Annotated in this window: 21 protein-coding genes; 17 read left to right on the top strand and 4 right to left on the bottom strand. The window is 63.6% G+C overall.

Going from position 1 to position 24,225, the window contains the following annotated elements:
• Positions 1 to 112 precede the first annotated feature (112 nt).
• Positions 113 to 1,597: a nucleobase:cation symporter-2 family protein gene (locus O1Y97_RS17385; protein ID WP_108608324.1), complete on the top strand. Its 1,485-nt coding sequence runs from the start codon at positions 113 to 115 to the stop codon at positions 1,595 to 1,597.
• Positions 1,598 to 1,680: 83 nt separating this feature from the next.
• Here O1Y97_RS17385 and O1Y97_RS17380 read toward each other — a convergent pair whose 3' ends face one another.
• The 3 genes from O1Y97_RS17380 to erpA all read right to left on the bottom strand — a co-directional run bounded on the left by O1Y97_RS17380 (position 1,681) and on the right by erpA (position 3,673).
• On the bottom strand, positions 1,681 to 2,865 hold the full coding sequence (locus tag O1Y97_RS17380; RefSeq protein WP_318761813.1) for a DMP19 family protein: 1,185 nt from the start codon (positions 2,863 to 2,865) through the stop codon (positions 1,681 to 1,683).
• Positions 2,866 to 2,942: 77 nt separating this feature from the next.
• A complete protein-coding gene (locus O1Y97_RS17375) occupies positions 2,943 to 3,323 on the bottom strand; it encodes a VOC family protein (protein ID WP_318761812.1) in 381 nt (126 codons plus the stop codon).
• 2 nt (positions 3,324 to 3,325) lie between these two features.
• Positions 3,326 to 3,673: an iron-sulfur cluster insertion protein ErpA gene (erpA, locus tag O1Y97_RS17370; RefSeq protein WP_108608321.1), complete on the bottom strand. Its 348-nt coding sequence runs from the start codon at positions 3,671 to 3,673 to the stop codon at positions 3,326 to 3,328.
• 71 nt (positions 3,674 to 3,744) lie between these two features.
• On the opposite strand from erpA, the gene O1Y97_RS17365 reads away from it, so the two are divergent.
• From O1Y97_RS17365 to O1Y97_RS17300, 14 genes are all read left to right on the top strand, one after another.
• Positions 3,745 to 4,965, top strand: coding sequence for a deoxyguanosinetriphosphate triphosphohydrolase (locus tag O1Y97_RS17365; RefSeq protein ID WP_318761811.1), 1,221 nt, complete (start codon positions 3,745 to 3,747; stop codon positions 4,963 to 4,965).
• 61 nt (positions 4,966 to 5,026) lie between these two features.
• Complete coding sequence (argS, locus tag O1Y97_RS17360; RefSeq protein WP_318761810.1) at positions 5,027 to 6,784, top strand: arginine--tRNA ligase; 1,758 nt, start codon at positions 5,027 to 5,029, stop codon at positions 6,782 to 6,784.
• Between the two features lie 106 nt (positions 6,785 to 6,890).
• Positions 6,891 to 10,151, top strand: a complete 3,261-nt coding sequence (locus tag O1Y97_RS17355; RefSeq protein WP_318761809.1) for an SPOR domain-containing protein — start codon at positions 6,891 to 6,893, stop codon at positions 10,149 to 10,151.
• Between the two features lie 117 nt (positions 10,152 to 10,268).
• Complete coding sequence (nagZ, locus tag O1Y97_RS17350; protein ID WP_318761808.1) at positions 10,269 to 11,288, top strand: beta-N-acetylhexosaminidase; 1,020 nt, start codon at positions 10,269 to 10,271, stop codon at positions 11,286 to 11,288.
• Positions 11,289 to 11,353: 65 nt separating this feature from the next.
• Entirely contained in the window at positions 11,354 to 12,154 is an 801-nt protein-coding gene (locus O1Y97_RS17345; protein ID WP_183262377.1) for a segregation and condensation protein A, read from the top strand.
• The gene (gene scpB / locus O1Y97_RS17340; RefSeq protein ID WP_318761807.1) at positions 12,151 to 12,885 is read left to right on the top strand and encodes an SMC-Scp complex subunit ScpB; all 735 of its coding nucleotides are present in this window, start codon (positions 12,151 to 12,153) and stop codon (positions 12,883 to 12,885) included. The genes O1Y97_RS17345 and scpB overlap by 4 nt, the downstream gene beginning before the upstream one ends.
• A gap of 39 nt (positions 12,886 to 12,924) precedes the next feature.
• Positions 12,925 to 14,028 carry an ABC transporter ATP-binding protein gene (locus O1Y97_RS17335; RefSeq protein ID WP_318761806.1) on the top strand — a complete coding sequence of 368 codons (1,104 nt, stop codon included), beginning with the start codon at positions 12,925 to 12,927 and terminating at the stop codon, positions 14,026 to 14,028.
• 35 nt (positions 14,029 to 14,063) lie between these two features.
• Positions 14,064 to 14,282: a twin-arginine translocase TatA/TatE family subunit gene (locus O1Y97_RS17330; RefSeq protein WP_108608313.1), complete on the top strand. Its 219-nt coding sequence runs from the start codon at positions 14,064 to 14,066 to the stop codon at positions 14,280 to 14,282.
• 32 nt (positions 14,283 to 14,314) lie between these two features.
• Positions 14,315 to 14,974 carry a Sec-independent protein translocase protein TatB gene (tatB, locus tag O1Y97_RS17325; protein ID WP_318761805.1) on the top strand — a complete coding sequence of 220 codons (660 nt, stop codon included), beginning with the start codon at positions 14,315 to 14,317 and terminating at the stop codon, positions 14,972 to 14,974.
• 41 nt (positions 14,975 to 15,015) lie between these two features.
• Positions 15,016 to 15,858 (top strand): twin-arginine translocase subunit TatC, encoded by an 843-nt coding sequence (tatC, locus tag O1Y97_RS17320; protein WP_318764234.1) that lies wholly within the window; start codon positions 15,016 to 15,018, stop codon positions 15,856 to 15,858.
• A 57-nt stretch (positions 15,859 to 15,915) separates the two neighbouring features.
• Positions 15,916 to 17,220, top strand: a complete 1,305-nt coding sequence (serS, locus tag O1Y97_RS17315) for a serine--tRNA ligase (RefSeq protein ID WP_318761804.1) — start codon at positions 15,916 to 15,918, stop codon at positions 17,218 to 17,220.
• A gap of 1 nt (position 17,221) precedes the next feature.
• Positions 17,222 to 17,980 (top strand): 5'/3'-nucleotidase SurE, encoded by a 759-nt coding sequence (surE, locus tag O1Y97_RS17310; RefSeq protein ID WP_108608310.1) that lies wholly within the window; start codon positions 17,222 to 17,224, stop codon positions 17,978 to 17,980.
• Positions 17,977 to 18,630: a protein-L-isoaspartate(D-aspartate) O-methyltransferase gene (locus O1Y97_RS17305; RefSeq protein WP_108608309.1), complete on the top strand. Its 654-nt coding sequence runs from the start codon at positions 17,977 to 17,979 to the stop codon at positions 18,628 to 18,630. Before surE ends, O1Y97_RS17305 begins: the two co-directional genes overlap by 4 nt.
• A 261-nt stretch (positions 18,631 to 18,891) precedes the next feature.
• Positions 18,892 to 20,139, top strand: coding sequence for a peptidoglycan DD-metalloendopeptidase family protein (locus O1Y97_RS17300; RefSeq protein ID WP_455423975.1), 1,248 nt, complete (start codon positions 18,892 to 18,894; stop codon positions 20,137 to 20,139).
• Positions 20,140 to 20,217: 78 nt separating this feature from the next.
• Here O1Y97_RS17300 and O1Y97_RS17295 read toward each other — a convergent pair whose 3' ends face one another.
• Positions 20,218 to 21,090, bottom strand: a complete 873-nt coding sequence (locus O1Y97_RS17295) for an ATP-binding protein (protein WP_318761802.1) — start codon at positions 21,088 to 21,090, stop codon at positions 20,218 to 20,220.
• A 181-nt stretch (positions 21,091 to 21,271) separates the two neighbouring features.
• On the opposite strand from O1Y97_RS17295, the gene yajC reads away from it, so the two are divergent.
• Together yajC and secDF are read left to right on the top strand one after the other, a co-directional pair.
• On the top strand, positions 21,272 to 21,610 hold the full coding sequence (gene yajC / locus O1Y97_RS17290; protein WP_108608306.1) for a preprotein translocase subunit YajC: 339 nt from the start codon (positions 21,272 to 21,274) through the stop codon (positions 21,608 to 21,610).
• A 50-nt stretch (positions 21,611 to 21,660) separates the two neighbouring features.
• Positions 21,661 to 24,222, top strand: a complete 2,562-nt coding sequence (gene secDF, locus O1Y97_RS17285; protein WP_108608305.1) for a protein translocase subunit SecDF — start codon at positions 21,661 to 21,663, stop codon at positions 24,220 to 24,222.
• The last annotated feature ends 3 nt before the right edge of the window (positions 24,223 to 24,225 follow it).

Genomic DNA, 24,225 nt, shown 5'->3' with positions numbered 1-24,225 from the left:
ATCTTGATAGCCGAATGGCTCGATACAGACGATCCTGCACCATCCCTCGGGAGAAGGGAACCGGTCCTCTTCGGCATTCTTCGGACCGGCTGGCAAAAGGGGAACAAATGCCATGTCCAACAGTCCGCATCCTGTGGACGAGGTGCTACCGGCGCCTCGTCTAACCGCGCTTGGCATCCAGCATGTGCTGGTCATGTATGCCGGTGCAATCGCAGTCCCGCTCATCATCGGGCGTGCACTCAAGCTCGACCCGGAGCAGGTCGCCTTCCTGATCTCGGCCGATCTGTTCGTCTGCGGCGTCGTCACCATTATCCAGTCCTTCGGCGCGACCCAGTGGTTCGGCATCAAGCTGCCGGTCATGATGGGCGTCACCTTTGCCGCCGTCGGCCCGATGGTTGCCATGGCCAACGCCAACCAGGGGCCCGATGGTGCCCGCATGATTTTCGGCGCGATCATTGGCGCCGGTATTGTCGCACTTCTCATTGCACCGCTTGTCAGCCGCATGCTGCGCTTCTTTCCGCCTGTCGTGACCGGCACGATCATCGTGGTGATCGGCGCATCGCTGATGCGCATCGGCATCAACTGGATCTTCGGCAATCCGTTCGGCCCGACCGCGCCAAAGCTGGTTTCGCCCGAACATGCCGAATGGCTGAAGACGGTGACCGAGATGGCCGCCGCAACCGGCTCGACCATTCCGCCGCTGCCCGAGAAGCTCGGGCTTGCAGCGTCGGTGTCTAACCCGGCCTATGCGCCGCTGACCAATGTCGGCATCTCGGCAGTTGTCCTTTTGTCGATCCTGGCGATCGCCAGGTTCGGCAAGGGCTTCATGGCCAACATCGCCGTGCTGCTCGGCATCGTCATCGGCGGCGTCATCACGGCGGCGCTCGGCATGATGAGTTTCGACAAGGTGGCGTCCGCCGGCTGGTTCGAACTGGTCACGCCGCTGCGCTTCGGCATGCCGATCTTCGAGCCGATCCTGATCATCACCATGGTGCTGGTGATGATCGTGGTGATGATCGAATCGACGGGCATGTTCCTCGCGCTTGGCGACATGACCGGCAAGAAGGTGACCCAGCCGATGCTCTCGGCCGGACTGCGCACCGATGGTCTCGGCACCATCATCGGCGGTCTGTTCAACACCTTCCCGTACACCAGCTTCTCGCAGAATGTCGGTCTGGTCGGCGTTACCGGCGTGAAAAGTCGCTTCGTCTGCGTGGCTGGCGGCGTGATCCTGATCATCCTCGGCCTGGTGCCGAAGATGGGCGCCCTGGTCGAGGCGCTGCCGACCTTCGTGCTCGGCGGGGCTGGGCTGGTGATGTTCGGCATGGTGGCGGCGACGGGTATCCGCATCCTTGCCAATGTCGACTTCAAGACCAACCGCAACAACCTGTTCGTGGTGGCGGTCTCTGTCGGTTTCGGCATGATCCCGCTGGTGGCGCCCGACTTCAAGATGTGGATGCCGCATGGCATCCACCCGCTGATCGAGTCGGGCATCCTGCTCGCTTCGGTTTCGGCGGTGGTGCTCAACGCCTTTTTCAACGGCACCAAGGAAAATGAAGCCGAAATCCGCGAAGCGGCGATGGCTTCGGAGGCGTAACAAAAGGGCAATCGCGGCGGGTCTGATCGTGCAAGGGCAGACCCGCCGACATTTCCGTCTTGCCGCGGGCCGCGGCAAACGGGTCAGCGCTCCTGCAACGCCTCGGCATGGCTTGCGGCTTCACGCAGCGACAGCGGGCCGTACCTTTCGCCACTGGCGCTGCCGGCAAGGACGAATCCCCGCGGCGACTCGACGAGAGCAAAACTCTCCTCGGCGATGACGATCCAGAAGACCGGATTTGGAATGTCGGCTGTCGCGCCCTGCACCGACATGACCGCATCGTCGACAAGAGGCCGGGCACGCCGCAGCAGAAGGTCACCCGCGGCGGCTACCGGCATCCTCGTGGCATATCGGATCAGTGCCTCGACAGCAGGGCGTTGCGCGGTCCCCAACATCGCGCCGGCTGCCGGCGGCCGATAGTTTCCGAGCGGGTCGCCATGCCCCTCGATGTATTCGTAGAGCCGCGCCCCGGCGTCGTCCACCACGGCAAAGCGCATGCCGCCATCGGTGTCCACGACCCAGGCTTTCTCTTGTCTGCCATGGATATCTGTTAGGTAGCCGCCACGAATCCCGGTCAGCGCCTCCGGCGTCCCGACGGCTGCCGCAGCAAGCGCCACGGCCGCGTGCAGCGGATCTGTCACCGAGTGGTGGAAGCGCGCGATACGGGCGGCAGAAAGGCGCTTGCCTCGCCTTGGATTGGCAAGGATGAGAGCTTGCATCTCGGCTTCATAGAATCCGTCGTCGACCTTTCGCAATCCGGGCCATCGCGAAACCCACTCGGCAGCACGCCGGGGGATCGGGTCTGCTTTCTCGGCGGCGTAAAGCCGGTCGTCGAGCTTGTCCAAGGCGGGTGCGCGGCCGCCGGAAAATCCGGTCTGCTCCCTTGCAGCTACCGGGTTCGCGTCGAACCAGGCAATCATCTCCTGCAGCAGTGCTGCCTGTGTGGTGGCGCCCATCGCAAGCAGCCCCGAAAGCGCGTCGGCGAAGATGTGCGGTGCTTTTCGGCCGCTGTTGTGGATGAACTGGCTGTGCCCGCCATTGTTGACCTGTGCCAGATAGAAATCTGCGTGGTAGGCCTGCAAAGCGACGCTGGGCAGTTCGTGGCGATGGTACAGGCCGTTGTCGAAAAGGCTGTTGACGTAGTTGACGACCGCCTGAACGATGTCGTCGTCGCAATATTTGGACTGCTCAAAAGCAGAGGCCGGCAAGATGATTGGCATCTGCGGATTGCCCGAAGGCGGTTGCTTGCGTTTGCCGAATGTGAACAAGGCCATCTACCAAGTCTCCGATCGATGCTTTCGCGATGCTCGAAGATACTGGCAAAGAACAGTCAATTTTTGGTTGTTTAAACCCGCCTTTCCACCAGTCCGATCGTATTGCCGGCTGGGTCCTTCAGGAAAGCCATCCATTCGCACTCGCCGGCCGGGCCGAATTCGCCCGCGGCATCGCGATGGACCAGCGTCGGCGCCGTGGTGAAGGCGACGCCGTTGTCGGATGCGGTTTCGTAGAAGGAGTCCAAGTCGGCGATGTCGAGATAGACGGTCGCCTGCGGCACGCCACCGGTGAAGAACAGCCTGACATTGCCGGCGATGATGAAGGCAATGCCGGGCGGGTCGTAGCGGGCGTGCACGGGCAGGCCGAACACGTCGAGCCAGAAGCCGAGCGTGTCGTCGATGTCGCGGCCGGCGGAGAGCGCAACCTGGCGGAGCGCTCCGACCCGGCGCATGGCTAGATGGAGAAGCTGGTGCCGCAGCCGCAGCCGGCGACCGCGTTGGGATTCTTGATCTGGAACGACTGGCCCATCAGGTCGTCGACGAAGTCGACCACCGAGCCGCCCATATAGACCAGCGACAGGTCGTCGACGAGCAGCGTCGCGCCATCGCGTTCGATGGCGACGTCGTCGTCGTTGCGGCCGTCGACCAGGTCGAACTTGTAGGAAAAGCCGGAGCAGCCGCCACCTTCGACCGAGATGCGCAGCGCGATCTTGCCCGGATCGCTAGCGACGATCTTGGCAATCCGCTTCGCAGCGGCTTCGGTCATGTCGACCTTCATGGCAGTCTTGGCATCAGCGCCCATCGGCGTCACCTTGCTTTCAGTTTCTTATGATAGGTATGAAGCCACCTGGGGCAAGTCAACAGGTGGGGAGTATGGCAGGCGAGCGGCAACTTGGCGATATCGGCTTCGGCTACCGGCCGCGCGCGGCCTATGCCTGCGATCCCGCGCGTTCGCGGGGCCGCCTGTTCGACGAGGTCGAGAGCCCGACGCGCACGCCGTTCCAGCGTGACCGCGACCGTATCATCCACTCGACCGCCTTCCGCCGCCTCAAGCACAAGACACAAGTGTTCGTCGCCCATGAGGGCGATCATTACCGCACCCGGCTGACCCACACGATCGAAGTGGCGCAGATCGCCCGCGCTTTGGCTCGTGCCCTGCGCTGCGACGAGGATCTCGCCGAGGCGATCGCCCTGGTCCATGATTTCGGGCATACGCCATTCGGCCACACCGGCGAGGACGCGCTGAACGAGAAGATGGCGACCTGGGGCGGCTTCGATCACAACGCCCAGTCGCTGCGCGTGGTGACGCGGCTCGAGAGCCGCTATGCCGAGTTCGACGGGCTCAACCTGACCTGGGAGACGCTGGAGGGGCTGGTCAAGCACAACGGTCCGCTGACCGACGCCACCGGCAAGGGCCTGAAAGGGCCGGTGCCTCAAGCGATCCGCGACTATTCCGAGTTGCACGACCTCGAACTCGACCGCTTCGCCAGCCTCGAAGCGCAATGCGCGGCGATCGCCGACGACATCGCCTACAACACCCATGACATCGACGATGGCCTGCGTGCGGGCTTGTTGACGCTCGACATGCTCGACGAGGTGGGCCTGCCGGCTTCGATCCTGCGCGGTGTGCGCGAGCGCTATCCTGCACTCGATGCGGTGCGCACCGGCCACGAACTGATGCGCCGCCAGATCACCATGTTTGTCGAGGACGTCATTTCGACAGCTTCCGCAAAGATCACTCTTGTGGCACCGCAAAGCGCCGACGAGGTCAGGTCAGCCCGCGCGGCGATGGTGACCTTTTCCGACGAGATGGCGGCGTCCGAGAAGGAGCTCAAGGCCTTTCTCTACCGCTACATGTACCGGCATTCGGAGGTGATGCGGGTGCGGGCCAATGCCGACCGGATCGTCAAGGAGCTGTTTGACGCCTACTACGCCGATCCGCGTGCCATGCCGGAGGGCTGGCGTGAGGGGCTCGACCGGGCCGAGGACCGCATCAAGGCCCGCGCTGTCGCCGATTTCCTGGCCGGCATGACTGACACCTACGCGGTCAAGGAACACCGGCGTTTGTTTGACCATACGCCCGATTTGGTTTAGGCCGGGCGCAATTTCCGGCTATTTTGCCGGTTGCCACGCAATGCCACCCAGAGCCGAGCACATGAATATTTTCGCCGATTTCAGCGAGCGGATCACCAAAGCCGTCGAAGCGCTTGAATTGACTCCCAAAGATGGCGGCGCGCTCGACCTGACGCGCATTGCCGTTGAGCCGCCACGCGACGCCACCCATGGCGATCTGGCGACCAATGCGGCGATGGTGCTGGCCAAGCCGACGGGGCAGAACCCGCGCGTGCTGGCCGAACGGCTGGTCGCCGAACTCGCCAAGGACGCCGACGTGGTCAAGGCCGAGGTTGCCGGCCCGGGTTTCGTCAACCTCAAGCTCAAGGACGCGTTCTGGCACAAGCATCTGGCCGATCTGCTGTCTCGCGGCGCCGAATACGGCCGCTCTGGCTTCGGCAACAACAAGCGGGTCAACGTCGAATACGTTTCGGCCAATCCGACCGGGCCGATGCATGTCGGCCACTGCCGCGGCGCGGTGGTCGGCGATGCACTTGCCAACATCCTCGGCTTTGCCGGCTATGACGTGACCAAGGAATACTACATCAACGACGCCGGCGTGCAGATCGACGTGCTCGGTCGCTCGGTGATGCTGCGTTATCGCGAGGCATTGGGCGACGAGATCGGCGAGATTCCGGCCGGGCTTTACCCGGGCGACTATCTCGTGCCGGTCGGCCAGGACCTCGCCAAGGAGTTTGGCCGCGACCTCCTGCAGAAGCCCGAGGACGAGGCGCTTGCCATCATCAAGGACCGGACCATCGACGCCATGATGGTGATGATCCGCGAAGACCTGGCGCTGCTCAACGTCCGCCACGAGGTGTTCTTCTCCGAGCGCACGCTGCACGCCGACAACGCCAAGGCGATCCGCTCGGCGATCAGCGACCTGACGCTGAAGGGCCACATCTACAAGGGCAAGCTGCCGCCGCCCAAGGGCGAGAAGCCGGATGACTGGGAAGACCGCGAGCAGACCTTGTTCCGCTCGACCGAGGTTGGCGACGACATGGACCGGCCGCTGGTCAAGTCGGACGGTGCATTCACCTATTTCGCCGCCGACGTCGCCTACCTGAAGGACAAGGTCGATCGCGGTTTCGAGGAACTGGTGTTCGTGCTCGGCGCCGACCATGGCGGTTACGTCAAGCGCATGGAAGCGCTGGCGCGCGCGGTTACCGACGGTGCCGTGAAGCTCGATGTGCTGCTCTGCCAGTTGGTCAAGCTGTTCCGCGACGGCGAGCCGGTGCGCATGTCCAAGCGGGCAGGGGAGTTCATCACCTTGCGCGAAGTGGTCGAGGAAGTCGGCCGCGACGCCATCCGCTTCATGATGCTCTACCGCAAGAGCGATGCGCCGCTCGATTTCGATTTCGCCAAGGTCACCGAGCAGTCGAAAGACAACCCGGTTTTCTACGTGCAGTATGCTTCGGCGCGCTGCCACTCGGTGTTCCGGCAGGCGAAGGAACAGCTCGGCGTAGCAGAGTTCGCACGTGCAGGCCTGATCGGGCGTGTCGAACGGCTTGCCGACGAAGGCGAGATCGCGCTCGTCAAGAAGCTTGCCGAGTATCCGCGCCTGATCGAATCCGCTGCCCAGTCGATGGAGCCGCACAGGCTGGCATTCTACCTCTACGATCTCGCCAGCACCTTCCACGGACACTGGAATCGCGGCACGGACAACCCCGACTTACGGTTTGTTAAGGTTAACGATCCAGAATTGACCCATGCCAGACTCGGGCTGGTGCAGGCTGTTTCGGACGTCTTGACGTCGGGCCTGGCGTTGATCGGGGCGGATGCGCCGACCGAAATGCGCTAGGTTAACAGAGGCTTTCTGTCACCTTTTGCCCACATTGCGCTGGTAAGGGCCAACCTTACGCGACGTTCATGGCGTCCGAAAAAAGTGCGAGAGTTCGGGAAAAAGAATGGCAGACAGACCCCAGCTGAAGATCGCCGATAAGAACGATTTCGCCGATGAAGATCCGTTCGCCGAGCTGACGAGGATCATGGGCTTCGATCCGCGCCAGCCTGTGGTGCGCCAGGATGTTGGTGCGCCCGCTGCTCGTGTCGAGCCGGCGATGGACGACGATTTCGGCATCGACCTGGAAAAGGAATTGCTTGGCGAACTGGCCGGCGACGATCTGGTGGCAGCACCGGAGCGTGACGCGCCCGCGGCCTATGTTCAGGCTGACGCGCCGTCCGCCTACACGCCCGTCGAGGCTGGTTTCGAACAGTCTGGCTATGGCCGCGCGCAGGAACCGGAATTCGTCTCCGACGCCTCGTTCGACGATGCGGTTGCCGCATCCTTCGAGCAGGAGTTTTCGCTCGAGGACGAGTTGCTGCGCCCTGAAGACCAGGCCTATGCGGTCGAGCCGGCCTATGCCGTTGAGCCGGCTTTCGCCGCCGAGCCGGCTTATGCAGTGGAGCCGACTTTCGCGGTTGAACCAGCCTATGCGCCCGTGGCCGATGTCGCGGGCGAAGCGGCGTTCGACGATGCCGTCGCCGCCTCCCTCGACGAACATTTCACGCTCGAAGAGCTGCCGATCGAGGAGACTGCCGCCCAGGTCGAGGCGCCGATTGCCTACCAGGCTCCCCTTGAAACCGATCTCGATGCCGAATTCGATGTCGCCCTTGCCGATGTCGACATGGATTTCGCTGCCCATGATGGTGCGGACTATGTTGCTGATGGTGCGGACTATGCCGCCGCGAGCGAGGCCGACGATCAGCTGACGCTTGGCGAATATCAGCCGGCCGATGCTGAAATTGCCTTCTCCCACGAGGACCTGGTCGAAGAACCACAGCCAGTGGTGGCCCCCGTCGCCCAGGCCCAGGACTACGACGAGTTCGAGCGTCGCTTGCAGGACGCCCTGCGCGACGAAGAGCCTGCCTACGAGCCTGCTGTTGCTGAGGAGCCGGCCTATGAACCCGAGGTTGCACCGGCAGCCGCAGTCGCCGTTGCAGAAGACACCAGCCTCGAGGACGAACTCAATGCGCTGCTCGGAACCATGAGCAGCCAGGCCAAGGCCCTTTCCGAGCCTGCACCGCTACGCGTCGAAGAGCCTGCTGCCGTCGAACCGGAGCCGGCGTTCACCAGCTCATTCTGGGCGCCCGAGCAGCCCGCTGAAATCGAGCCGCAGTCGGTTGAAGACGCCGACTATGCGACGTCCTACGCCGATGACGCTCAGCAGATCGAGGATTTCGCAGCCACGGATGATGCGGCTGCTGTCGCATCCGATGCCGGCTACACCGAGCCCAGCTATGACCAGCAGGCCGACGTCGATGTCAATTTCGACGACGACGCCTTCGACATGGCTTTCGAACGCAGCGTGGCAACGGCTGCGACCGAAGCCGTCGCGCCTGCCGTAATCGCGCCTGCAGCTATCGCTGCGGCAGCAGATCGGCCGCTTGCTGCTTCGCGCTACGAGCAGGCCCGCAGTTGGGGTCTGGGCACACCAGTGGCTCCGCGTGCATCGGCGCCTGTCGCCGAGACGCAGCCGAGCTATCAGCCCGAGACCTATGCTGCGCCTGCCGAAGCTTATGTGCCGACGGCCGAGCCTGAGCATTACGAGCAGGAGGCCGAGCCCGAGCCCTACGTGCAGCAGGCCGAGCCGGCCGCCGACGTTGCCGACGATCTCGAAGCCGAATTGTTCGCCGCCGTTTCGTCCTTCGACGATGCGCCAGACGTCGAGACAGTGGACGTGCCGGAGAAGGCCGTCGCGCTTGCCGACGATCTCGACATTCCCGAACTGTCCTTCGAAGACGATGCGCCGCCGGCGCCGGCCTACGATGATCTCGACAGCGAATTCACGAATCTCATGAACGAGATGAATGCTCCCGAGGCAAGCAAGCCGTCGGTTTCGTCGAGCTACGAGCCCAATCCTTATGCCAGCGGGTTCGATCGCAAGACGCTGCGCGATGGCGATGCGTCGCAGCCGATCGAATTTCCCTCGGAGGCAATTGCAGCTGCTGCTACCGCCGGCGCGGCCGCCATGTATGCCGGGCGCCAGTCACAGGCGCAGCAGGGCGACGATCGACTGACCGGATTTGACCTTGGTGGCATGCACCAGGGACGCGGTTCCGCGCCGCGCGAGCAGGCACCGGTTGACGACTTCGACTACGATCCGGATTTCGACGAAGCCATGGAAGCGCTGCCCGGCTCGCCGGCCGCAGCCCGTCCGGCCCGTCGCGGCCTGATGATCGCCGCCATCGTCGGTGCGGTCGCCGTTGTCGGCGGCATCGGCGCCTGGGGACTGTCCTTCGGCGGCAGCGAAGACGCTGGGGCGCCTGTCATCGTCAAGGCTGACGGGACGCCGATCAAGGTCAAGCCGGAAAATCCGGGCGGCATGACCGTGCCGAACCAGGACAACAAGGTCTACGACCGTGTCGCAGGCGGTGCCGCCAACGGTGCGCCGGCGCAGGAAAAGCTGGTCACCAACACGGAAGAGCCGATCGACGTGGTGGCGCAGGACGCCGAGGCACGCGCCAACGACACCCCGCCGCTGGATGCGGACGAGACTGCCGATGCGCCGCTGCCGAAGGCAGAGGATCGCGTCGCGCAGGCGGCTCAGGCCGACCAGCCCGACGCCAGCACCGAGACTGCCGCTGTCGCACCGCGCAAGGTTCGTACCATGGTGGTGAGGCCTGACGGGACGCTGGTGCCACGCGAAGATCCGGCACCTGCTGCCGTGGCCGCAGCCGAGCCGAACGATCCGGCGCCGCAGCGCGTTGCCGAGCCGGCCAGCGAGGCCACCGGCACGGTGCCTTCGCAGCCCGCGCTTGCGCCGGTTGCCAACACCCAGGCGGCTGCCCAGTCGGCAAATACGCCTGCTTCGGCTCCGATCGCGCCGCAGCGTCCTTCTGAACAGCCCGTCAACGTCGTCGGCGAGGTCAAGCCGGACCAGGTCGCAGCCCTTGCACCGTCGGCCCCGACCGCAGCAGCCTCGGGCGCATGGGCGATGCAGATCGCCTCGCAGCCGAGCGAAGCCGCGGCCAAGTCGACTTATGCCGATCTGGCGCGCCGCTACGGCAGCGTGCTCAACGGCCGCGAGGTCAGCATCGTCAAGGCCGAGATCGCCGGCAAGGGCACCTTCTGGCGCGTCCGCGTGCCGGCCGGCACCCGCAACGACGCGGTCAGCCTGTGCGAGAGCTACAAGGCTGCAGGCGGCAACTGTTTCGTCTCGAAGTAGGCTTGCGACTTTCCAATCGGGAAACGGCGCGGCAACTGCTGCGCCGTTTTTCGTTTCCGGCTCGCCCGCAGATTGCAGCCGATTCTATCTCACCCAAAAAGGCGCTAAGCTCCTGACATGACCGAATCAAAGTCCATCATCCTTGGCTGTGCAGGCCTGTCGCTCACCGCTGAAGAGATTGCCTTCTATCGCCGGGAGCGGCCGTGGGGCTTCATCCTCTTTGCCCGCAACGTCAAGGAGCCGGAGCAGATCCGCGATCTCGTCGCAGCCATGCGTGACAGTGTCGGTCGGCAGGACGCCCCTGTCTTCATCGACCAGGAGGGCGGGCGCGTGCAGCGCCTGCGCCCGCCGCTGGCGCCGAACTATCCCGCAGGCGGCGCGCTCGGCGCGCTCTATCGCAGCGACCGCGAGGCGGGCCTGAGGGCGACGTGGTTGCTCGCCCGCCTGCATGCCTTCGATCTCGCCCGCTACGGCATCACTGCCGACTGCCTGCCGGTGCTGGATGTTCCGGTCGAGGGCGCCAGCGACGTCATCGGCGCGCGTGCCTACGGCAAGGACCCCGAGAGCGTTACGGCACTCGGCCGCGCCGCTGCCGAGGGGCTGCTTTCAGGCGGCATCCTGCCGGTCATGAAGCACATTCCAGGCCATGGCCGCGCCTTTGCCGATACCCATTTCGAATTGCCGACGGTGGACACGCCGCTCGACCAGCTGCGCGCGCACGATTTCGCGCCGTTCAAGGCGCTGAACCATTTGCCAATCGCCATGACCGCGCATGTCATCTTCAGCGCCGTCGATCCGTCAGCACCTGCGACCACGTCGCGCAAGGTCATCGAGGAGATCGTGCGCGGTGAGATCGGCTTCGACGGCCTCCTGGTCAGCGACGACACTTCGATGAAGGCACTTTCTGGGGATTTCCCGTCAAAGTCGGCGGCGATCCTTGCGGCGGGCGTCGATCTTGTCCTTCACTGCAATGGGGTGATGGAGGAGATGGAGGGCATCGCCTCGCGGGCGACGGCACTTTCCGGGAAGTCGCTTGAGCGCGCTGAAAAGGCCCTTGCCGCGGTCAAGGCGGGTGACGGCCACGACGAAGCGTCGCTTCGGGCGGAATTCGGACAATATTTCGAGGCAGTTGCATAGCCTCTCAAGGAGAAGGCACGGATTTGGCGGACGCATTGGAAAGCAAGGCCCAAAAGCCAGCACCGATGGACCGCCTGTGGGCGGAGAACGCCGACGAGCGCATGACGGACGATCCGTCGCTGGTCGTCGACGTCGCCGGCTTCGAAGGCCCGCTCGACCTCCTGCTGCACCTGGCGCGCAGCCAGCGGGTGGACCTGTCGCGCATTTCGATCCTGGCGCTTGTCGAGCAGTACCTCATCTTCGTCTCGCAGGCGCGGGCCTTGCGGCTGGAGCTTGCCGCCGACTATCTGGTCATGGCGGCGTGGCTCGCCTTCCTCAAGTCGAAGCTCTTGATCCCCAAGCTGCCGGGCGATGAAGGCGAAAGCGGCGAGGAACTGGCAGCCGTGCTGCAGTTCAGGCTCAAGCGGCTTGAAGCCATGCGCGATGCCGCCTCGCGGCTGGTCAACCGCAACCGGCTCGGACGCGACGTCTTCCAGCGCGGCGCGCCGGAACTCGTCATCATCGACAAGCGCAACGAATACTCGGCCTCGCTCTACGACCTGTTGAGCGCCTATGCCGGCCAGCGGCAGCGCCAGGCCATCACCAACGTGCAGATCGCCAAGCGCGGCGTCTGGTCGCTCAAGCAGGCGCGCGACATCCTGGCCCGCATGGTCGGTGAACTGAAGGACTGGACCGCGCTCGACCATTTTCTCATCCGCTACATGACCGGCCCGGAGGAGCGCGCAACAGCGCTTGCCAGTTCCTTCGCCGCGAGCCTCGAAATGGTTCGTGACGGCAGCGTCGAAATCCGCCAACACGAGCCGTTCGCGCCGATCTATCTGCGCGAACGCCAATCCGCCCCCCGGCAGACCGAAGGTGCTTCATGACCGAAGGATCAAACGTCGTTCCGTTCTCCCTCGACGACGAGGATGGCGATGCCGTCGAACGCAACCCGGCGGCACGGCTGCATCTCGCCGAGGCCGTACGCATGGCCGAGGCGATCGTCTTCGCCAGCGCCGAGCCGGTGAGCGAACGGCAGCTTGTTTCGCGACTGCCCGAAGGCATCGACGTGCCTGCGGCGATGGCCGAACTGCAGCGCATCTACGAGCGCCGCGGCGTCAATCTGGTCAAGGTCGCGGATTCATGGGCCTTCCGCACCGCCGGCGACCTCGCTTTCCTGATGAGCCGCGACACGGTCCAGCAAAAGAAGCTGTCGCGCGCGGCACTCGAAGTGCTTTCGGTGATTGCCTACCACCAGCCGGTGACACGCGCCGAGATCGAGGACATCAGGGGCGTCGAAACCTCCAAGGGTACGCTCGACACGCTGATGGAAACCGAGTGGGTGCGCATGCGCGGCCGCCGCAAGACACCGGGCCGACCGGTCACCTATGGCACCACCGACAAGTTCCTCGACCATTTCGGCCTGGAGGAAATACGCGACCTGCCCGGCATGGAAGAGCTGAAGGGAGCAGGGCTGCTCTCCACGCGCATGCCGCCCGGCTTCTCGGTGCCGTTGCCGCCGTCCGACCCTGACCTGCTCACCGAAGATGAGGATCCACTGACGGACATCGATCTTGAAGAGCTTGGCCTGTTGACACCCCGCGTCACAGATGATTGACCGGCGCCGGTGTGGAACCGGCCCTGCGAGGTCTATTCTGTGACGACCAATCAAGCCCAGACGGTTTCCCGCGTCACCGCGGGCGTGACTTTTGCCGCACGCCTGGCTTTCGAAAATATCCGACATTCCTTCGCCAATGGCGCCGAGACGCTGCGCGGCGTCAGCCTTGCCGCTGAACCGGGTGAGGTTCTGTGTCTGCTTGGCCCCTCCGGTTCGGGCAAGACGACGCTGCTGAGAATCGCCGCCGGCATTGAGGCCCAGACATCCGGCCAGGTGATGCTCAACGGCAAGGAGATTGCCGGTCCCACGGTATTCCTGCCGCCGGAACAGCGCTCGATCGGCCTGGTCTTCCAGGATTTCGCCCTGTTTCCGCATTTGACCATCCTGGACAATGTCCGTTTTGGCCTGACTGCCCTGTCGCGGGACGAGGGCAAGCGCGAGGCCTTGATCGCGCTCAACCGCGTCGGCCTCGAGCACTATGCCGACAACTACCCGCACGCGCTGTCCGGCGGCGAGCAGCAGCGCGTCGCCCTTGCCCGTGCGCTCGCGCCGCGGCCGGCAGTGCTGTTGATGGACGAGCCGTTTTCCGGCCTCGATTCGCGGCTAAAGGATACGGTGCGCGCCGAAACGCTGGCAATTCTGCGCGAAAGCCGGGCGACCGCGATCGTCGTCACCCACGACGCCGAGGAGGCGATGCGCATGGGCGACCGCATCGCCCTGCTGAAGGACGGCCAACTGGTGCAGACGGGCAGGGCGGACGACCTCTACCTCAGGCCGGCAAATCTGTTCGCCGCCGGCTTCTTTTCGGAGTTGAATGTATTTTCGGCCAAGGTTGTCGATGGTTATGCAGATACACCGGTCGGCGAGGTCGAAACGTCGGTCGCCGACGGTACCCAAGTATCGGTAGCCGTGCGCCTGACCGGCATCGATGTCAGCGAAGACACCGGCGAGACTCAGGCTCGCATCATTTCGCGCCGCTATCTCGGCGTCGTCGAATTGCTGGAGCTTGCGGTGCCGGGAGCGGAGACGCCGGTCAGGGCGCGTGTGCGCTGCGGCGCTTTGTCCGTAAAAGCTCGTGATATATGGCTGTCGCTTCGGAAAGCGGATGTTCTAGTGTTTGAATCTGGAAGCGAAAGAGCCTAGATCAATCGCAGGGAAACTGTTCAAGAGAGAGTTCAATGGGTTCGTTTTCAATCTGGCACTGGCTGATCGTTCTGGTCGTCGTGCTGCTGCTGTTTGGCCGTGGCAAGATCCCCGAACTGATGGGCGACATGGCCAAGGGCATCAAGAGCTTCAAGAAGGGCATGTCGGACGAGGAAGCCGACGATGCCAAGACGGTCGAGCATCGCAACGACGAGGCCGTAAACTCGACCAAGGAAAAGGCCAGCAAGAGCTGACCATAGTCTCTTGCTAGCCGGATCGCACCGACATGTTTGAAATCGGCTGGACCGAAATGCTGGTGATTGCGGTCGTCATGATCGTGGTCGTCGGCCCGAAGGATTTGCCCAAGATGCTCCGCACCATAGGGCGGATGACCACCAAGGCACGGTCCATGGCGGGCGATTTTCAGCGCCAGTTCAACGAGGCGCTGAAAGAAGCCGAACTCGACGACGTCAAGAAGTCGCTCGACGATCTCAAGGGCCTCAATCCGGCCAATGAGATCAGGAAGCAGCTCAATCCGTTCGAAAAGGCGGCTGCCGACGTGCGCGCCGGGCTCGATTCTGCGATGAAGCCGTCGCAGCCGGCAGCACCCGCTGACCCGGCGTCTAATTCCGTGCATTCGGCCGAGCCGTTGAAGAACGGCGCAACCGTCATGCCGGGCGTGGCCGGACCGGAGGCAATGCCGGCAGCGCCGGTTGTCCCGGCCGCCGAAATCAAGGCTACGCCGGTGCCGGTTGCCGAAACGCCTGCCAAGGCTGCCAAGGCGGCAACAAAGCCGAAAGCGGCCGCGAAGCCCAAGGCTGCGGCGCAAGCCAAGGCCAAGGCAAGTCCAGCCAAGCCGGCCGCCGCCAAGGCAGCGCCGGCAAAGGCTGCTGCGCCCAAGAAGACCGTCGCCAAGACGACGACCAAAGCAGGAAAAGCCTCGTGAGCGCCGAAGACGACGAGATCGAAAAGTCCTCGGCCCCGCTGATGGAGCATCTCATCGAGCTGCGCACGCGGTTGATGTGGTCCATCGGCGGCTTCTTCGTCGCCTTCCTGGTCTGCTTTTTCTTTGCCAAGCAGCTGTTCAACCTGCTGGTCATCCCGTTCAAATGGGCGACCGGCTGGGCTGGTCTCGACCCGGAAAAGGTCGAGCTCATCTACACGGCGCCGCAGGAATTCTTCTTCACCCAGATCAAGCTCGCCATGTTCGGCGGCCTTGTGATCGCGTTCCCGGTGATCGCCTCGCAGATCTACAAGTTCGTCGCCCCCGGCCTCTACAAGAACGAGCGCGCCGCTTTCCTGCCGTTCCTGGTCGCTTCGCCGGTGCTGTTCCTGATGGGGGCGTCGCTGGTCTACTTCTTCTTCACCCCGATGGTGATGTGGTTCTTCCTCGCCATGCAGCAGACCGGCGGCGAAGGCGAGGTACAGATTTCGCTGCTGCCCAAGGTGTCGGAATATCTCAGCCTGATCATGACGCTGATCTTCTCCTTCGGCCTGGTGTTCCAGCTGCCGGTGGTGACGACGTTGATGGCCCGCGTCGGTATGGTGACGTCGCAAGGATTGGCCGACAAGCGCAAATGGGCGATCGTGATCGCCTTCGTGGTTGCCGCCGTGCTGACGCCACCCGATCCGGTCAGCCAGATCGGCCTTGCCCTTCCAACGATCCTTCTTTACGAGATTTCCATCTGGACCGCCCGGATGATCGAAAAGAAGCGCGAGCAGGAGCGCGTGGCGAGCGAGAAGCAGAGCGAGGGTGACAACCCCGCCGAGCAGACGCAAGCAGCACCGACCTCGCTCGAAGGCACAGGCAGCGGCACGAAAGCCGGCTGACAGCCCGATCCGCCGTCGCGGTCGTTTCGACAACCGCCGCGACCGGAAAATTTTTAAATGCTTGATATCAAATGGATTCGCGAGAACCCTGAAGCTCTAGTCGAAGCGCTGACCAAGCGTGGGCAGCCGGCTTCGGTCGCGAGCTCGATGGTGGACGACCTGATCGCCAAGGATGAGGCGCGGCGAGCCCACGTTTCGAAGCTGCAGGAGGCACAGGAGCGCCGCAATGCCGCGTCGAAAGAAATCGGCAACGCCATGCGCAATGGTGATTCCGCCCTGGCTGAGAAGCTGAAGGCCGAAGTCGCCGAGATCAAGGGCTTCATCCAGGACGGCGAGGGTCTCGAACGCGAGCTCGACAAGGCGCTCGATTCGGCTCTTGCGATTATTCCCAACGTTCCGCTGCAGGACGTTCCCGTCGGCAAGGACGAGAACGACAATGTCGAACTGCGCAAGGTCGGCAAGGTAATGCCGCGCCCGAACTGGGTGAAGGAGCATTTCGAGATCGGCGAGGCGCTCGGCCTGATGGACTTCGAGCGTGCCGCCAAGCTTTCGGGCGCGCGTTTCACCGTGCTGAAAGGCCAACTTGCCCGGCTCGAACGCGCGCTCGGCCAGTTCATGCTGGACCTGCATACGACCGAACACGGCTACACCGAAGTGCAGCCGCCGCTTCTGGTGCGCGACGAGGTGCTGTTTGGCACCAACCAGCTGCCGAAATTCGAGGAAGACCTGTTCTTCGTGCCGCATGGCGACAGCCGCCTCGGCCTGATCCCCACCGCCGAAGTGCCGCTGACCAATCTCGTGCGCGAGGAAATCCTTGCCAGCGAGCAGCTGCCGATGCGCTTGACGGCGTTGACGCCGTGCTTTCGCTCGGAAGCTGGCTCGGCGGGCCGCGACACGCGCGGCATGCTGCGCCAGCACCAGTTCTACAAGGTCGAGCTGGTCTCGATCGTTGATGCCGAAAGCGCGCTTGCCGAGCATGACCGCATGACCGACTGCGCCGAGAACGTGCTCAAGATGCTTGGCCTGCCGTTCCGCACTGTCGTGCTGTGCACCGGCGACATGGGCTTCGGCGCACGCAAGACCCATGACATCGAGGTCTGGCTGCCGGGTCAGAATACCTACCGCGAGATTTCTTCCTGTTCGGTGTGCGGTGACTTCCAGGCGCGGCGCATGGATGCCCGCTATCGTCCGAAGGAAGAGAAGGGCACGCGCTTCGTGCACACCCTCAATGGCTCGGGTGTCGCCGTTGGTCGTGCGCTGATCGCCGTCATCGAGAATTACCAGAACGAGGACGGCAGCGTAACCATTCCTGAAGTGCTGCTGCCTTACATGGGTGGCCTGACCAAGATCGAAGCGAAGTGACATGCGCATTCTGCTGACCAACGACGACGGCATCCATGCCGAAGGGCTTGCTGTCCTGGAGCGCATCGCCAACCAACTGTCGGACGACGTTTGGGTGGTGGCGCCCGAGACCGACCAGTCGGGCTACGCCCATTCGCTGTCGATCTCGGAACCACTGCGGTTGCGCAAGATCAGCGACAAGCACTACGCGGTGAACGGCACGCCGACCGACTGCGTCATCATGGGCGCGCGGAAGATCCTGCCTGAGCCGCCGGATCTGATCCTGTCGGGCATCAATTCGGGCCTCAACGTTGCCGACGACGTGACCTATTCGGGCACGGTCGCCGGTGCCATGGAAGGCGCGCTGATCGGCATCCGCTCGATCGCGCTGAGCCAGGCCTATGTCTACGAGAACGAAGAGCGCATCGTGCCTTACGAGACGGCGGAAGCGCTGGCGCCGGCGCTACTCAGGAAGCTGATCGCCACCGAGCTGCCTATCGGCGTGCTGCTCAACGTCAATTTCCCGAACTGCCCGCCGGAAGAGGTGACGGGTCCTGTTGTGGCGAGCCAGGGCAAGCTGTCTTACGGCATCTGGGTCGAGGAGCGCCGCGACGGCCGCAGCCTGCCATATTACTGGCTGCGATTCGGCCGCGACGAGCCCGAGGTCAAGCCGGGCACCGATTTGCATGCCGTACGCAACAAGCAGATTTCGGTGACGCCGCTCAAGCTCGACATGACGGCGCATGAACTGCGCGATCAACTGGCCAAGGCAATTGCATGAACATGATGCCGGACGATCGTGAAGGCTTCGCCGCCTTTCTTCTTCGCCTGCGTGGGCGCGGCATCGTTCCGAAAAATCTCATTGCCGCTTTCGAGGCAACGCCAAGGCGGGATTTCATCGCCGGGCAATTCCATTCCATGGCCTGGTCGGATCGCATGCTGCCGATCGAATGCGGCGAAGCGATCGAGGGCGCCGACCTTCAGGCTGCGGTGATTGCGGCCCTCAACATCGAGCCGGGCAACCGCGTGCTCGAGGTCGGCACCGGTACGGGCTACACGGCTGCCGTGATGGCGCGGCTGGCCGGGCGCGTCATCACCGTCGACCGCTTCAAGACACTGGCCGAGCAAGCGCGCCAGCGCTTCGAGCTGCTCGGCATCAACAACGCGCTGGTGCGCCAGGCCGACGGCTCGAACGGGCTGCAGGGCGAGGGGCCGTTCGACCGCATCGTGGTATGGGCCGCCTTCGACAGCCATCCGCGCATGTTTGTCGACCAACTGTCGAGCGGCGGCACGATGATCGCGCCGATCGGTCCTGAAGAGGGCGAGCAGGTGCTCTGCAAGCTGACCAAGATCGGCAGCCGATTCGAACGCGAAGACCTGGGCGTCGTTCGGCTCCAGCCCCTGGCGCGTGGCGTCGCTGCCGTCATCTAGGTATTGAGCTTCAGGCAACGCTGGCCTGACCTGAGCCTCGGCACGCCCAGCCTATCCCATGAGCCTCCCGCATCTGTCCGATTGAAACCCGGCCACCCCCGGCTTGACTGCTATCGCGACGTGGCTTGCGAAGCTTTTGATTTATTTGATCCCCTTAACCGGCCGGTAACATTAACGCGCTTTAATCAAGCCTAGTTGGTATCGGGTAAAGCGCGGGTCAGTGCGATGCGTTTCAGTATTTTGAAGGCGAATAAACGCTCTATGGCGCGCAGTGGCGCCGTTCTGCTGGTTGCCGGCATGGCGGCAGGCTGCAGTTCCGGAGTGTCGCGATTCGGCGGCGGTGGCGTCGACGACATCTTTACGGCATCGACGCCCAATCAGCGTTCGATCATCAGCCAGCAACGGCAGCCCTATCCGGGTGAGACCCAGGCAGCGCCGCTCGCGGCCAGCAATTCAGGTTCGGTGAGCCGCGGCAGCCTGGAGCCTGTATCTTCGCAGCCGCTGCCGGCTCCCGCAGTTGCCCAGGCTCCGGCAATGGCTCCGGCTCCGGTCCGCACGGCCCAGGCTCCCGCCTTGGCACCGGCCGTCGATCGTACGACGACGTCGACGGTTGCCCAGGCCCCCGCCCAGGACAACGTGCTCAAGGTGCCCGGCAAGAAGCCCCTGCCGGCCAACCAGCAGCCACTGTCCACCGACAAGGTTGCGGTGTTGCCGCAGCAGCCCAAGACCAAGGAAAATGGCGCGCTCGCTCAGGTCGACTCTTCGGCTGACAAGAATGCCAAGCCCACGGGCACTGGCAGCAGCTACAAGGTGGCCGAAGGCGACACGCTCAACCGCATTGCCAACAAGCTCGGCGTCACCACGGCAGCTCTCAAGCAGGCCAACGGCCTGCAGGATGGCCGCATCCGTATTGGTCAGTCGCTGAAGGTGCCCGGTGCCGCCACCACGACCGTTGCCAAGGCAGCGCCGGCCGCCGTCGATCCGGTGGTGACCAGCTCGCCTGCTCCGGCCAAGCCGGCCGTTGCGGCAACCAAGCCCACCGAAGCGCCGACGGTCGCAGCTTACACGCCGCCGAAGAAGGACAAGCTGGTGCAGCAGGCCGAGGAATCGGCCGAAGCTGCACCGAATGCCACCGGTATCGACCGCATGCGCTGGCCGGTGCGTGGTCGGGTCGTTTCCAGCTACGGCAAGGGCGGCGGCAAGTCGAATGACGGCATCGACATCTCGGTGCCGGAAGGCACGCCGGTCAAGGCAGCCGAAAACGGCGTCGTCATCTATGCCGGCGACGGGCTCAAGGAATTCGGCAACACGGTGCTGGTGCGCCACGAGAACGGCCTCGTGACTGTCTATGGTCACGCGAGTCAGCTCAAGGTGCAGCGCGGCCAGAAGGTCAAGCGTGGCGACGAGATCGCGCTTTCCGGCATGAGCGGTTCCACCGATGCGCCGAAGTTGCACTTCGAAGTGCGCAAGAACTCGACGCCGGTCGATCCGAACGGCTTCCTGGAATAGCGGGTACCCTGACCTCCAATTCGCCCGCCAGCTTCGCCCGTCCCGACCAGGGGCGGGCGTTTTCGTTGGAAGGTCGGCTTAATCCTTCAGTGACTTGCCCAGCCGGCCGGCGAGATCCTGGATGAACTGCCAGGCAACGCGGCCCGAGCGGCTGCCGCGGGTCGTTGCCCATTCCAGCGCTTCGGCGCGCAGCGTTTCGGCATCCCCGTCGAAGCCATGATAGCGGGCATAGCCGTTGACCATGTCGAGATATTCGTCCTGCGAGCACTTGTGGAAACCGAGCCACAGGCCGAAGCGATCCGACAGCGACACCTTTTCCTCGACGGCTTCGGACGGGTTGATCGCCGTCGAGCGCTCATTGTCGATCATGTCGCGGGGCAGAAGATGCCGGCGATTCGACGTCGCATAGAAGATCACATTGCCCGGCCGGCCCTCGACGCCGCCTTCGAGCGCCGCCTTGAGCGACTTGTAGGACGTATCGTCATGGTCGAACGACAGGTCGTCGCAGAACAGGATGAAGCGATGGGGCGCCGCCTTGAGCAGGTTCATCAGCTTGGGCAGCGTGTCGATGTCCTCACGGTGGATTTCGATCAGCTTGAGCGGAGCGACGCTCTTGCCCGAGGCGTTGATGCTGGCGTGCGCCGCCTTGACCAGGGACGACTTGCCCATGCCGCGCGCCCCCCACAACAGCACGTTGTTGGCGGGCAGGCCGGTGGCGAAGCGCTCAGTGTTGTCGACAAGGATGTCGCGCACCCGGTCAACGCCCTTGATCAGGCCGATGTCGACCCGGTTGACGCGGTGGACGGGTTCGAGATAGCCGGGATCGGCAGCCCAAACGAAACAGTCGGTGCTGTCGATGTCGGTTTCCGGAGCTGCCGGCGGCGCCAACGTCGCCACGGCGGCAATCAGACGGTCGAGTTTGTCGTTGAGTGCTTCGATCGCCTTTTCCATGACCAATCCTGTCCATCTCTACATTTCATCAATGCGCGACGCTGTAACACGCTCAAATTGCGCGGAAAAGCGCCGCTGCTTGGGCCAAGCGCAGTTGCATTGGTCGCTTTAGCGACTATATTCCGCGCACATTTGCGGGGTCCCGGTGTGCGGTATCCCGATACTTTCTCAGGAGACATTCATGTTCGTCACGCCGGCATACGCACAGGCCACCGGGGGAACGCCAGACGTTCTCGTAAGCATTCTGCCGTTTGTGCTGATCTTCGTGATCATGTATTTTCTTATCATCCGCCCGCAGCGCACCCAGCTCAAGAAGCGTGGCGAGATGCTTTCGTCGATCCGCCGCGGCGACACGGTCGTCACGGGTGGTGGTTTCGTCGGCAAGGTGACCAAGGTCATCGACGACAATGAACTCGAGGTCGATCTGGGCAACGGCCTCAAGGTGACGGCGCTGCGTGCGACCATCTCCGACGTTCGGGTCAAGGGCGAGCCGATCGCCAACCAGAACGCCAAGAAATAACCGTATTCGAGGCGGAACGCACCGCTTTCACGCCTGACGGACGAGGCCATATGCTCTATTTTTCGCGCTGGAAGACGATCTCGATCTGGGCAGTCGTGCTCCTCGGGGTACTCTTCACCCTCCCGAACATGCTGACTCAATCTCAGCTCGATTCCCTTCCGGGATGGTTTCCCAAGCGCGCGTTGACGCTCGGACTCGACCTTCAGGGCGGTTCGCACATGCTGCTCGCCATCGATAGGCAGGACCTGATCGATGAGCGGCTGCAGACGACCCGCGACGATATCCGCACGATGCTGCGCGATGCCAAGATCGGCTATACCGGCCTGACCGGCACCGGCAGGACCATCCAGGTGCGTATCACCGACGCGAGCGAGGTCGAGGCGGCCAAGACCGCACTGGCCACGCTGGTGGCGCCGGTGTCGGCAAGCATGTTCGGCGCCGGCTCGGTGACCGAGCTTGCGCTCGAAGAGCCAGAACCCGGCCTGTTGCGCTATACGCTGACCGATGCCGGCATCGAATATCGCGTGGCCAACGCCGTCACGCAGTCGATCGAGGTCGTCGGCCGCCGCGTCAACGAACTCGGCACGACCGAGCCGATCATCCAGCGTGCCGGCGCAGACCGCATCCTCGTCCAGGTGCCGGGCCTGCAGGATCCGACCCGCCTCAAGGAAATCCTCGGCAAGACCGCCAAGCTGACCTTCCAGATGGTCGACCAGTCGATGTCGCCGCAGGAGGCCCTGCAGGGCCGTCCGCCGGCAGGCTCGACGGTGATGTATTCGCAGGATGATCCGCCCATTCCCTATCTGATCGAGAACCGGGTCATCGTGTCGGGTGAAAACCTCGTCGATGCGCAGGCGACGTTCGATCAGCGTACCAGCGAGGCCGTCGTCTCGTTCCGCTTCGACGGCAAGGGCGCCTCGCGCTTCGGTCAGGCGACCCAGCAGAATGTCGGCCGTCTGTTCGCCATCATCCTCGACAACCAGGTGATCTCGGCTCCGCGTATCAACGAGCCGATCCTCGGCGGTTCGGGCCAGATCTCTGGCAGCTTCACGGCTGAGAGTGCCAACGACCTTGCCGTGCTGCTGCGCGCTGGCGCGCTGCCTGCCGACCTGACGATTGTGGAAGAACGCACGGTTGGCCCGAGCCTCGGCGCCGACTCGATCTCGGCCGGCAAGTTTGCCTCGGTCATCGCCGGCACCCTCGTCGTCGGCTTCATGCTGGTGGCCTACGGCACGCTCGGCATCATCGCCAACATCGCGCTCGCCGCCAACGTGGCGCTGATCATCGCCATCCTGTCCATTCTGGGGGCGACGCTGACGATGCCCGGCATCGCCGGTATCGTCCTGACCGTCGGCATGGCGGTGGACTCCAACGTCATCATCTACGAACGCGTGCGTGAAGAACGACAATTGGGTCGATCTCTGGTCCAATCGCTCGATTCAGGCTTTGCGCGAGCGCTGGCGACCATCGTCGATGCCAACTTCACCACCTTCATCGCCGCGCTCATCCTGTTCTATCTCGGCTCGGGTCCGGTGCGTGGCTTCGCCGTCACCCTGGCCATTGGTATCGTGACGACGGTGTTCACCGCCTTCACCCTGACCCGCTGGCTGGTTTCGATCTGGCTGCGCCGGGTAAAGCCCAAGGAACTGCCGAAGGGCCTCGTGCGCTTCGTTCCGGACAATACCAAATATTCGTTCATGTCCCTGCGCCGCTATGCCTTCACGCTTTCGGCGCTGGCATCGCTGGCAGCGATGACCCTGTTCTTCACCATGGAGATGAACTACGGCATCGACTTCCGCGGCGGCACCAGTATCGAGGTGCAGTCAAAGAGCGGCACGGCCAATTCGTCTGAGGTCCGCGCAAGGCTGGGCGAACTCAACATCGGTGACGTCCAGGTCCAGGAATTCGGCTCCGAAAGCACCCTGTTGATCCGCGTCGAGGGCCAGAAGGCCGGCGACAACGCCGAACAGAGCGTGGTCGAAAAGGTGCGTGGCGAACTTGCCAACGACTACGAATTCCGCCGCGTGGAATCGGTCGGACCGACCGTGTCGAGCGAACTTGCCTGGTCGGGTACGATCGGCGTGGTGACGGCGATGCTGGCGATGCTGATCTACATCTGGTTCCGCTTCGAGTGGCAGTTCGGCATGGGCGCGATCCTGGCCACCATCCACGACGTGACCATGATGATCGGTCTGTACGTGCTGACTGGCATCGAGTTCAACCTGACCAGTATCGCGGCGATCCTGACTATTGTCGGTTATTCGATCAACGACACAGTCGTGGTCTACGACCGCGTGCGTGAAAATCTGCGAAAATACAAGAAGATGCCGATCGAGCAATTGCTCGACCTGTCGATGAACCAGACGCTGTCGCGTACGGTGCTCACCGGCGTGACCACGCTTCTGGCGCTGATTTCGCTCTACCTGTTCGGTGGCGAGGTCATCCGGTCGTTCACGCTGGCGATGATCTTCGGCATCGTGGTCGGTACCTACTCGTCGATCTTCGTCGCTGGTCCGCTGCTCATCCTGTTCAGGCTGCGGCCCGAAAGCGTCGAGGCCGACGACAAGGACAAGCCGGCGGTGCCGGCCGGCGCCCAGCCGACCAAGTCGTAGCAG

It is taken from the genome of Aminobacter niigataensis (assembly GCF_946995915.1).
GTDB lineage: Bacteria > Pseudomonadota > Alphaproteobacteria > Rhizobiales > Rhizobiaceae > Aminobacter > Aminobacter niigataensis.
The sequence above is the reverse complement of the archived record's forward strand: the minus strand, read 5'-3'. Positions and strand labels throughout refer to the sequence as shown.